General features: G+C 44.9%; 9 protein-coding genes. 7 read left to right on the forward strand and 2 right to left on the reverse strand.

Features of this window, described 5'->3' with window-relative positions; genetic code table 11:
- Positions 1-183 precede the first annotated feature (183 nt).
- Positions 184-2,181: an OPT family oligopeptide transporter gene (locus HMPREF9431_RS06695; protein WP_040561282.1), complete on the reverse strand. Its 1,998-nt coding sequence runs from the start codon at positions 2,179-2,181 to the stop codon at positions 184-186.
- A 320-nt stretch (positions 2,182-2,501) separates the two neighbouring features.
- Here HMPREF9431_RS06695 and HMPREF9431_RS06700 point away from each other — a divergent pair, with 320 nt between their 5' ends.
- The 4 genes from HMPREF9431_RS06700 (at position 2,502) to HMPREF9431_RS06715 (ending at position 8,652) form a co-directional block, all read left to right on the forward strand.
- Positions 2,502-5,318: a M16 family metallopeptidase gene (locus HMPREF9431_RS06700; protein WP_004380437.1), complete on the forward strand. Its 2,817-nt coding sequence runs from the start codon at positions 2,502-2,504 to the stop codon at positions 5,316-5,318.
- A 180-nt stretch (positions 5,319-5,498) separates the two neighbouring features.
- Complete coding sequence (locus HMPREF9431_RS06705) at positions 5,499-5,843, forward strand: DUF2946 family protein (protein ID WP_155812982.1); 345 nt, start codon at positions 5,499-5,501, stop codon at positions 5,841-5,843.
- Between the two features lie 73 nt (positions 5,844-5,916).
- Entirely contained in the window at positions 5,917-8,184 is a 2,268-nt protein-coding gene (locus HMPREF9431_RS06710; protein WP_004380439.1) for a TonB-dependent receptor, read from the forward strand.
- Between the two features lie 117 nt (positions 8,185-8,301).
- Positions 8,302-8,652, forward strand: a complete 351-nt coding sequence (locus HMPREF9431_RS06715; protein ID WP_040561288.1) for a hypothetical protein — start codon at positions 8,302-8,304, stop codon at positions 8,650-8,652.
- A 1-nt stretch (position 8,653) separates the two neighbouring features.
- Here HMPREF9431_RS06715 and HMPREF9431_RS06720 read toward each other — a convergent pair whose 3' ends face one another.
- On the reverse strand, positions 8,654-9,196 hold the full coding sequence (locus HMPREF9431_RS06720) for a C40 family peptidase (RefSeq protein ID WP_004380440.1): 543 nt from the start codon (positions 9,194-9,196) through the stop codon (positions 8,654-8,656).
- A gap of 365 nt (positions 9,197-9,561) precedes the next feature.
- Between HMPREF9431_RS06720 and HMPREF9431_RS06725 the strand changes: the two genes are divergently transcribed.
- From HMPREF9431_RS06725 to HMPREF9431_RS06730, 3 genes are all read left to right on the forward strand, one after another.
- Complete coding sequence (locus HMPREF9431_RS06725; RefSeq protein ID WP_231287783.1) at positions 9,562-10,617, forward strand: glycosyltransferase family 39 protein; 1,056 nt, start codon at positions 9,562-9,564, stop codon at positions 10,615-10,617.
- 68 nt (positions 10,618-10,685) lie between these two features.
- The gene (locus tag HMPREF9431_RS13505; RefSeq protein ID WP_004380442.1) at positions 10,686-11,030 is read left to right on the forward strand and encodes a hypothetical protein; all 345 of its coding nucleotides are present in this window, start codon (positions 10,686-10,688) and stop codon (positions 11,028-11,030) included.
- 79 nt (positions 11,031-11,109) lie between these two features.
- Positions 11,110-12,009, forward strand: coding sequence for a UbiA prenyltransferase family protein (locus HMPREF9431_RS06730; RefSeq protein WP_004380443.1), 900 nt, complete (start codon positions 11,110-11,112; stop codon positions 12,007-12,009).
- Positions 12,010-12,186: the final 177 nt, after the last annotated feature.

Below are 12,186 nucleotides of genomic sequence, written 5' to 3' on the forward strand. Positions count from 1 at the left end.
AAAAGCATCGTAATTGTGCGACAATCCAGCATGTTTTATGCGACAATCTGCATGCAATTAGTGCGCAATCTCGTGCATATTGCTGGCCATCCGAAAAGGAACTGCACGCCAAGCTCATTGGCAGAGACAATAAAGGCGGATGCTTTGTAGAGCATCCGCCTTTAGCATCGTTGCGTTGTTGGCTTAGAACGACTTCTTCGTCAGTCGGATAAAGAAGCCTATTAAACAAAGGTAGGCCGCCAAAGCACAAAGCTCGCTCAGGGGATTTTGCCACCAACTCCCGGCAATCGACCACTCCACGCCGCCAAACTTCAGCAGTGCACTCACGACACCCATCAACGCACCGCCGGCAATAAAGCCGCTGGCTATAAGCGTTCCGCGCTCGCCTCGCGCCTCGTTTACCTGCGCATCCTTCGAGCGTGTGGTGACAAACCAGTTGATGAAACCGCCGATAACGAGGGGCACATTAAGCTCTAATGGGATGAACATACCCAATGCAAAGGCCAGCGCCGGCACCTTAAACAGTGTGAGAATGATGGCCAACAGCGCGCCGATGCCATAGAGCACCCAGGGCGCTCCCACGCCGTTCATGAGCGGATCGATCACGGCTGCCATGGCATTGGCTTGCGGAGCGGCGAGATTTCCCGAAGCAAATCCGTAGGTTTGATTGAGCAACATCATCACACCGCCCACCGTTGCGGCACTCACAAGGGTGCCCAAAAACTTCCAAGTCTCTTGCTTTCGTGGTGTGGTGCCGAGCCAATAGCCTATCTTTAAGTCGGTGATGAAGCTGCCGGCCATGCTCAATGCCGTGCAAACCACACCGCCCATCATCAGCGAAGCCACCATGCCTCCGGCGCCTTTCAGCCCAACAGCCACCATGATGACACTGGCAAAGATGAGCGTCATCAGCGTCATGCCCGACACAGGATTGCTGCCTACGATGGCAATGGCGTTGGCTGCGACTGTGGTAAAGAGGAAAGCGATGACTGCAACCAGCAGAATTCCCACCACGGCAAAGAGCAGATTGCCTTGCATGATGCCCGTCAAGAAGAAGATAAAGGTGGCCAACAACACGGCGATGGTGCCGATAGCGATAATTTTAAAGCTAATATCTTGCTGCGTGCGCTCCACTTGTTGTGTGGCATTCGCGCCGCCTTTGAGCTCGCGTCCGGCCAATCCCACGGCATCACGAATGATGCCCCAACTGCGAATGATGCCGATAATACCGGCCATAGCAATGCCACCGATGCCAATGCTGCGCGCATAATTCTTAAAAATCTCTTCGGCACTCATCTGCCCTACGCTCTGCACTATCGCGGGATTCCACAGGTTAAGCACCGTGTCATGATAGAGTAACGACATGCCCGGCACAACAATCCACCACACAAACAGGCTGCCAAAACAAATGTAGAGCGCATATTTCAAGCCGACAATGTAGCCCAAACCCAGCACGGCTGCACCCGTATTGACCTTGAACACCACCTTAGCTTTGTCGGCTAATGCAACGCCCCAGCCCAGCATGCGGCTCGTTACGTTTTCATTCCACCAGCCCAACGTCGCCACAATGAAATCATACAGGCCGCCAATCAGGCCGGCAATGAGCAACGGTTTGGCTTGTCCGCCGCCCTTAGCTCCGCTCACCAACACCTGTGTTGTGGCTGTTGCTTCGGGAAAAGGATACTTTCCGTGCATGTCTTTCACAAAATATTTGCGGAACGGAATGAGAAAAAGTATGCCCAAAACACCGCCCAAAGCCGAAGCTAAGAATATCTTAAAGAACGACGTTGTGATTTCAGGATATTTGGCTTGCAGTATATAAAGCGCCGGAAGTGTGAAGATAGCGCCGGCCACTACGGCACCACTACAAGCGCCAATGCTTTGAATGATGACGTTTTCGCCCAACGCATTCTTGCGCTTTGCAGCCGTCGATGCGCCCACAGCAATGATGGCTATGGGGATAGCTGCTTCGAAAACCTGCCCCACTTTCAGTCCCAAATAGGCGGCAGCTGCCGAAAAAAGCACGGCCATGAGGATGCCCCACGTCACCGACCACACATTAACCTCGGGATAAACCCTGTTGGCTTTCATCACGGGCTCATAGTCTTCACCCGCCTTCAGCTCGCGAAAAGCGTTCTCGGGAAGCTGAATCTGTTCTAAATCCTTCGTTTCCTTTTCCATTTTATTAAAATTTTCACAAAGGTAAAGCAAACCACTCGAAATGCAAAATAATTGCCTTCTTTTTGCATTCCAAACCACCTTGAAACGCATAGACAAACTCATAAAATGGGGAATAAATAGCTTTTGAGGCGATTTAGATTAAAGAAAGTCGAAAGAAAACATACATACTGCCACCTTTTATATTATCTTTGCAACCACGAAGGAGCAAATGTTGCGTCTTACCAACAGCCACATTGTGTGGAATAAGCGTCTTGTGAGGCGTGCAATGCCCCATCGATACAACAGAAATCTTTTTTTAAGTATTACATAAACGTTTATTCATGAAAATTAAAAATTTAATGCTTGCCGCTCTATTGCTCGTGGGTGTAGGTGCCCAAGCGCAAATGGAGACGTCTATTCCGGTAGACAAAGATGTAAGAATAGGTAAGTTATCCAACGGACTCACCTATTACATCCGCCACAACAACTGGCCAGAAAACCGTGCAAACTTCTACATTGCACAGAAAGTTGGCTCTATTCAAGAGGAAGAAAGCCAGCGCGGTTTGGCCCACTTCTTAGAGCACATGGCCTTCAATGGCTCTGACCATTTCAAAGGAAACAACCTCATTGAGTGGTGTCGTGCCAATGGAATTGAGTTTGGTGTCGACTTAAATGCCTACACAAGCATCGACCAAACGGTGTACAACATCAACAATGTGCCGACCAATAGGGCCGGAGCCGTTGACACTTGTCTGATTATTTTGCGCGATTGGTCGACTGGATTGAGCCTCGAACAAGACGAGATTGAGAAAGAACGTGGCGTGATTCATGAAGAATGGCGCCTGCGTACTACTGCTTCAAATCGCATGTTCGAACGCAATCTTCCGGCGCTTTATCCCGGCAGTAAATATGGTTTGCGCTTCCCTATTGGTCTGATGAGCGTGGTAGATAACTTCAAACGACAAGAACTTGTCGACTATTATCACAAATGGTATCACCCCAATCATCAGGGATTGATTATCGTAGGCAACGTCGATGTGGACCAAGTTGAAGCGCAAATCAAAAAGCTTTTCGGCAACATCAAGAACCCAGTGAACGAAGCTCCCATTGTAGATGAGCTCGTACCCGACAATGCTGAGCCGATAGTTATCATCGATAAGGATAAAGAAATGCAGACCTCGTATGTCTCGTTCAGCGTGAAGCATGATGTGTTCCCCGACTCTTTGAAAAACACCTTGCAATATTTGGTCTATGGTTATATCAAGGATGCGGCCTTAAGCATGCTCAACAACCGATATAATGAGGCGATGCAAAAGGCCGATTGCCCCTACATTTTCGCCAACGCTGAAGATGGAAATTACATCTTTGCCAAAACAAAAGATGCCTTCAGCATCTACACTTCGCCCAAGGATATGGCGCAAACAGCTCCGTCTTTGAAAGCTGCTTTGATTGAAGCACGGCGTGCAGCAGAGTATGGTTTCACCCCAACCGAATACCAACGCTTTAAGGAAGACTATCTCAGCTCGCTCGATAAGAGTTATAGTAACAAAGACAAACGCTACAATGCAACGTTCTATAGCGAATATTTGGGCAACTTCTTGAGCAACGAACCCATCCCAAGTATCGACTATCTCTACACCACTATGAAGCAGCTTGTGCCCATGATTCCGTTGGAAACTGTTAATGGTTTGATGAAAGAGTTGCTGCCGGCTAACGACAGTAACATGGTTATCCTCAACTTCAACAACGAGAAAGAAGGCAACGTTTATCCCACAAAAGCACAGCTCTTAGACGCGGTGAAGGCTGCAAAGAGTGCAAAAATCGAGGCTTATGTGGACAATGTGAAGAACGAACCCTTGATAACCAAGTTGCCAAAGGCGGGAAAAATTAAGAAAGAAACGGCCAGCAAACGCTTCGGTTATAAGATTTTAGAGTTGTCAAACGGCGTGAAAGTCATGCTCAAAAAGACCGACTACAAGAAGGATCAAGTGCTTCTTTCGGGTCATGGTGGCGCAGGAAACACCAGTTATGGACTAAAAGACTTCGCCAATTTCACAGCCTTCGACAATGTGATTGACGCGAGTGGCTTGGGCAATTTCTCCAACATTGAGTTGCAAAAGGCTTTGGCTGGCAAGATTGCCAATGCCAGTTTGAGCATGAGCGAACGCTATATGAAGGTCGATGGCAACGCTACACCGAAAGACGTTGAGACGATGTTGCAGTTGGTTTACCTCTACTTCACCAGCATTAAGAAGGACAACGACACCTTCAACCAGCAGATAAAGCAGATGGAAACAATGCTGAAAAACCGCGAACTCTCGCCCGAAACAGCACTAAGCGACTCGCTTACAGCAACACTCTATGGCCACAATCCCCGCTTAAAGCCTTTCCTTTCGAGCGATTTGAAGGACGTTAATTACGACCGCATCCTGCAAATGGCCAAAGAACGCACGGCCAATGCCAACGGTTGGGAATTTATTATCATTGGCAATTACGACGAAGCTACCATCCGACCCCTCATCTGCCAGTACTTAGGTGCATTGCCTTCGAAGGGGCTTAACCCATCCTCTAAACGCGACAGGAAACCGGTTACAGGACAAGTAGAGAACATTTTTGAGCGCAAAATGGAAACGCCGAAGGCCAGTGCCTACATGATTTGGCACAACGAAAACATTCCTTACACCCTCGAAAAGAGCATTCAAATGGACATGGCCTGCCAGGTTTTAGCCATGATCTATCTGAGAAAGATTCGCGAAGATGCCAGTGCAGCTTACTCATGTGGCGCTTATGGCGGCGCAAGTTTGGCCGATGACGGCTATAAGATTTATCAAATGGTGGGTGTATGCCCCATGAAACCCGAGAAGAAAGACATCGCTTTGAAGATTATGACCGAAGAAGCCAACAAGCTAAGCACCACTTGCGATGCTGAAATGTTGGCCAAAGTGAAGGCCGTTATGCTCAAACAAGCCGATGATCGCGCAAAGACTAACGCCTTCTGGAGCAGCACTATCTACGACGATTACAAATTGGGTATCGACACCTATACCAATTATAAGAAGTTGGTTGAGGCACAAACGCCGCAAAATATCACGGCGTTTATGAAAGAATTCCTGACCCATGGAAACAAAGTTACGGTGGTGATGCTGCCTAAAATGTAAGGTTTCTTTGTAAAACATTTTATGAAAAGAGCGACTTTCGGGTCGCTCTTTTTTCGTGTCTTACCCCAACTTCCGGCAAAGTTTTCACAACATTCCTCTCTGTTTTGGATTAATCTTTTTTAATATCGCATTCTACACTCGACGCAAAATGAATGGCTACCTTTGCACAAGATGAAGGTCATGAGTCATAAAATCTATGCATACGCAAGGATACTGCTCGCGGTATTCCTGCCCATGTTGCTGTGTTCTATGATTCATGTGCACCAAGAAGCAGCAGAAAGCACCGCCACATGTGATGCTTGCCAGCACCACATGCAGCATCATAGCCATTTGATTGATTTGCATAATGCCACCGACCATTGTGTGCTTTGCCAATTCCTTTCTTCACCATTTGTTGGTGGAATAACGACCGAAGTGGCTCCTATCCACACCGATGTTCATGCTTCTGCCGTTCATTGGCAATCCTTCTACAACACATTCTTCACTCACCCTTTCCTCAATCGAGGCCCACCCACCCTGTTGTAAATCAAAATTCGTAAACCCTTTTTGCGCAAATGCCCGTGCATATGCGCTGTTTCTCGTATTTAATTTTTACAACATGAAGAAATTTTTATATTTATTCTTGTGCATGTTCACCGCAATATGCGCAACCGCGATGCCTGCAAAAAGTGCAGCATCCCTATCGGGAAAGGTTACCGATGCCGTTGATAACAGTGCCCTTGTTGGCGTAACCATTTTCATACCCGAACTGTCTGAGGGCACAACAACCGACATCAACGGAACTTACAACTTGCAAAATCTGCCCCAAAAGACTATCACTATCCAAGTGAGCTACTTGGGACACCAAACCATTATCCAAAAAATCGATCTGTCGACAACATCCGAAAAGAACTTCATCATGAAGGAGTCCAACGCCCAACTCAACGAAGTTGTGGTGACAGGTCTCACAGGAAAGTCGCTCATGAAAGACTCTCCGACTCCCATTTCGGTAGTCACCACACAACAATTACGCACCACCCTCTCAACCAACATCATCGATGCGTTGAGCCATGAACCCGGATTGGCACAGATAACCACCGGCGGTGGCATCTCCAAACCTGTCATTCGGGGCTTAGGTTTCAACCGTGTTGTCGTGGTAAACGATGGCATTCGTCAGGAAGGTAATCAGTGGGGCGATGAGCATGGCATAGAAATCGACCCACAAAGCATCTCGTCTATTGAGGTATTAAAAGGCCCGGCGTCGCTCATGTACGGCTCAGATGCGATGGCAGGTGTCGTGATTTTCCATGGCGATCCGGTGTTGGGTCGTGACAAGATGCAGGCCAATGTCGGCGGAGAATATCAAACCAACAATGGCCTTCTCGGCTATTCGGCTAACTTTAGTGGTCACCAAAAAGACTTTGTTTGGGACGGACGATGGTCGCAGAAATTGGCACATGCCTATAAAAACAAATACGATGACTATGTTGTGGGGTCGCAATTCCGCGAGCATGCCGCCAACATGATGATGGGATTGAACAAACAATGGGGTTTCAGCCATTTGCAATTAGGCTATTATAACCTCACACCCGGTATGGCAGAAGGCGAGCGAAGCCACGAACATAGCTATGGCGTGGCGCTGCCGTTTCAACGCATTCACCACTATAAAGCAGTGCTCGACAACTCGGTTTACTTGGGCAATGGCACGCTACATGGCTTGTTGGGCTACCAACAAAACCGCAGACAAGAGTTCGAAGACAATGCCAACGAGGCCGAACTCGACATGCAACTGCACACCATGAACTATGATTTGCGCTACATGTTGGCCGAGAACAACGGATGGAAACATGCGTTTGGCGTGAATGGCATGTACCAACGCAACAAGAATCGGGGCGAAGAAATGCTCATTCCCAACTATCAACTCTTTGATATAGGCGTGTTTGCCACCACTTCTTATCACCTCAATCAATGGACATTGAGCGGTGGTTTGCGCTTCGATAACCGCCACATGCACGGCTACGAAGAGGCCGGAACCTTTGCAAAAATCAGTCGCAATTTTGGCAGTTTCTCAGGAAGTGTGGGGGCAGTCTATGCGCTGACACCACAAATGAACGTGCGTCTCAACGTGGCAAGAGGCTTCCGTGCGCCCAACATCAGCGAGCTTTCGGCCAATGGTGTGCACGAAGGTACGCAACGTTACATGCTGGGTAATGCCGATTTGAAGCCCGAACACAGTTGGCAGTTCGACCTCGGTTGGGATTATAACTCGCCAATCATCGCCGCACAGTTGTCGCTTTTTGCCAACCGCATCGACAATTATATCTTCGATCATAAGCTCAATGGCGTCATCACAAGCGGGCATGAAACCTATCAATACACGCAGGGCGACGCACGACTCTTAGGCGGAGAGGCCAGCGTTGACTTGCACCCGGTGGAACGATTGCATTTCCAAAATGCGTTCTCCTATGTCAACAGCGTGCAGCTTCACCAGCCCAAAGCCTCAAAATATCTGCCTTGGACACCCGCACCGCGCTGGACTTCGGAACTGCGTTACGACCTCATTCGCGACGGACGCATCTTGAACAACACCTTCGTCTCTGCCGCACTGGAATGTAATTTGCGTCAGAACCACATCTATGCTGCCGGCAACACCGAAACCGAAACGCCCTCTTACACGCTGCTAAATCTTGCGGCCGGAACGGATTTCCGCACCAATGGACACCGCAGAGCCAGCCTTTATCTCACGGCAAACAACATCTTTAACCGTGCTTATCAAAATCATTTGAGCCGATTAAAGTATTTGGAAACCGATCCGTCCAACCCTCATAAAGGCATCTTTAATATGGGACGCAACATCGGTGTGAAATTTGTGGTCTACCTTTTTTAAATACTTCATGTCGATAAGGATGGGCAACTCGATGCCCATCCTCGATAAATTTTTTCTTTTCACGAAATCAAATACGAAGTAAAGAAATTTCAAAAATAAAACAGAAAAGCCGTTCGTGTGACCATACAACTTGTGAAAGCTGATGCTTTTCTGCAATCCCTATTCACCAAAATGGTTGTTAGCGGTGCATCAAATCATGTGATAAGCGCCCTCATGAACAGGGAAAGATCATCACAACGACAACGCATTGCAACTGAAAGGCTGACAGCACTTTGGGGCTTCAGCCTTTCTTTGGTTTGTAATCTCTACCATTTTATGGCACAATCTATCGCAGATTATCAGGTAATAACGATGAAATTACACGACAATTACTATCACTTTACTCAACGAGTCATCGCCAACAACACACAAAAATGCCAGTACTCCGCTCATGAAGTACTGGCATTCTTGCTTGCAAAGAGCTTATAATCTACACGTTATAGCCTTCGAGAATGCGGCGGGCACCACGATATTTGCGGGCATAATAGCCTTCATCAATGTCGCTGATGGTGACGCCACGACCGCAACTGGAGTGAATGAACTTGAAACCACCATCGCTTTCAACCTCACAAACAATGCCTACATGGCCAATATTGTGATGATTGGAGCCGAAAAACACCAAGTCGCCCACCTGAATTTCGTCTTTATCGATGGATAACCCCTGTTTCCATTGGTCGCGACTCGACCGCCCCAACGAAATATTCATACATTTATAAATGTAACTTGTGAAGCCAGAACAATCAAAACCCTTAGGACTTGATGCGCCATAGCGATAGGGTGTGCCTAAAAAATTGCGCGCCTTGGCAATGAGATCAAAGCCCGAGACATTGAAAAGTGCTTCAAATTCGCTGTGCTCTTCGTCATCATCCGTCAGCTCAACTTCAGGTTTATGCTGCGCACGTCGATGCGCAACAACAATGGAAGCCGAGGTTATGAAAAGCAAAAATACAACCAATATTTTTTTGAAATTCATTCGAAAGGATTTTTATATGCAAAACAAAGGTAGTGAGAATGAGCCACATAGACAAATCAACATGACATAAATTAAGAAAACAACGTGCCTCATCAGTCCCTATTAAGGTCTTTTAATTCCGTTTAACCCTATATTGAACGATACAAGGAAATAAAACAAAACAAGGAAAAATAAAACAACTGTCTTTGTTTTATTAGCTTTTCTCTTAAAAAATAGATTCGGAAATGTATTCTTTAAATTTAAATTTGTATCTTTGCCAAATAGCAATAATTGCAATGATCTGTGTCTTTATAAGTATAAATAACTCACAGTTTATTAACAAGTTATTGCAAGAAAGGATTATCAAAATTTATGAAAAGATCTTTATGAAAAGTAAGTCACGACTGTTAGCATTATCTTATTGCTTCCTCTTAGCTTTCATAGTTCTATCTATTTATGGTTATACTACGTCACCATTCTATGATGAACCGGGCTCTTTTGATTCTGCTATCTTTCAAATTGTAGGGAAAGGGTGGTTAGAAGGAAAACTCCCATATGTTGATTTATGGGATATGAAGGGACCGTTATTATTTTTCATTAATTATTTAGGCTACTTATTATTTGGAGCACGTGTAGGCGTATTCGTCATAGAGCTTTTTGCTCTAACAGTTACCTTGTATATTCTTTGGAAACTTTTACGACAAGGTTTTTCTTGCAAATATTCTTATATATTAGTCTTACTCCCTGCTTTTAGCTTTGCAGCAAATAATGTGGGAGGTAATAATGCTGCAGAGTACCTGCTGCCATTACTTGCCCTCTCTTTTTACCTATTATATAAATGGATAGATAAGGTTGAAAAAAAACACATCAATTACCATCCTGCTAAATACGCATTTCTTTATGGTTCAGTCTTATCTTTCAGCCTTATGACAAGATTGACCAATGCAGTTGGTGTCTGTGCTATCGTAGGAGTAATAGCTATTTGGCTATTAAAAGAAAAGAATTATAAGAATCTTTTTCAGAATATCTTTTGTTTCTTATTGGGATTTGCCATCTTATTCATACCTTTTGCAGCCTACTTTGCTTACCATAATGCTTTGGGAGAAATGTGGTATGGAACATTCTTATACAGCTTAGATTATGCTTCTGCATCGGGATCAGATTTACATTCTTTATCAGGAATAGTTAGAGTACTCGTTCATTTTGCAGATACGTGGTTACTATTAATTGTTGCTATTTCAATCTTCATTTGGAATCCTCACAGACGATTTGCTGCTTTAATGTGGTTCTTTGCTTCCACTTTCTCATTAATATGGTTTTTACGCGGAAATGGTTTCTCACATTATGGGTTAATATCCCTGCCTTGTATCTGTATTTCTTTCTTAGAATTAAAAAACTTATATAAAGAAAAAACGCTCCCATCTATTTTTATTATGGTATAATTCTATCTACAATATATGGTATCGCAACGATAGCATCGTGCCTTTATTCCTATAAAATGTTCACTACAATGTACATTGATAATAAGACATTAGCAAATTATAGGGTGTTTTTAAAAAATATCCCTGCGGATTATCGGCAATCGTTTATAGCATATAACTGCAATCCTGACTTATATCAATATGAACATATAACTCCTTATTATCGCTTCTTTGCCGTCCAAGATTTCGAAAGTAGTAGCAGTAAATCTTTGAAACTAAAGATAAGGGAAACCTTTTCAGGCGATGTTAAATGGATACTTGTACAGGGTGACGCTATCGAAATATCTAACATCTTAAAAGAAAGATATACTATATATAAGGAAGATCATTCTTTGAGACTACGACTTTACAAGATTAAAGATCATTCTCAATAAAATTATAAAATACCTATAATGTATTTATCACATCCTATTCTGAACATATTTCCATTCTGAAATCAATTTTATAAAGCATGTGAAAGTTCTAAAAGCAGTTATAAAACTCATTCGTCCCGAGCAATGGTTGAAGAATGCATTCGTGTTTTTGCCGGTTTTTTTCAGTCAACATCTCTTCACAACAAGCTATTTAATTGCCGTTGTGTACACGGCTCTTGCGTTTTGTTTCATTGCAAGTGCCATTTATTGCCTCAATGATATCATTGATGTTGAGCGCGATCGCAAACATCCTAAGAAGTGTTTGCGCCCCATTGCAGCAGGCCTCATCAGTCCCGTTGCAGCCTATTGCATTATGATGGTGTGCATTGTTGTGTCAATGTTGCTGGGCTATATGTCGGGAAGCAATCGCTTTGCCGTGATGGGTGTTTTGCTATTCTATCTCATCATGAACATTGCTTACAGCTTTAAGCTCAAGCAATATGCCATCGTCGATGTGTTTATCATTGCCATTGGCTTTGTGTTGCGTGCCTTTGTCGGCGGAAAATGCTGCGACATTGTTCCCACACACTGGTTGTTACTCATGACGTTTCTCCTCGCACTCTTTCTGGCTTTTGCCAAACGTCGCGATGATGTGGTGCTCTATGAGACCGAGAATATCCTCACACGCAATAACATTACGCGCTACACCCTTAGCTTTCTCAACCAAGTTATCGGCCTCATTGCAGCGATAACGATGGTGTGTTACATCATGTACACGGTGAGTCCCGAGGTGATTGCGCGCTTCCATTCGCCCTATATCTACTTCACTTCCATCTTCGTTTTGGCGGGAATTATCAAATATTTACAGCTAACGATGGTCGATGTGAAGAGTGGAAATCCCACAAAGGTGCTGATGAAGAATCGATTTATTCAGTGTTGTGTGGTGGGTTGGATTGTGAGTTTCTTCCTCATTGTTTATATAGGAGAGTGGTGTGGATAATCAGCTTTCGCTCGATGCAGATGCAAAACGGGCAAAGACGGGTAGCTTATGGTGCCATTTCTCCTGAATAAAGGCAATAAAAAAATCGGTCATCAACAACCCATGTCGTTTCATGACAAGAAGAAATGGCAATAACCAATGGTGTGATAAACATAAAAGTCTCGCAGAATTTGCGAG

Source organism: Segatella oulorum F0390 (assembly GCF_000224615.1).
In the GTDB taxonomy this organism is placed as follows: Bacteria; Bacteroidota; Bacteroidia; order Bacteroidales; family Bacteroidaceae; genus Prevotella; species Prevotella oulorum.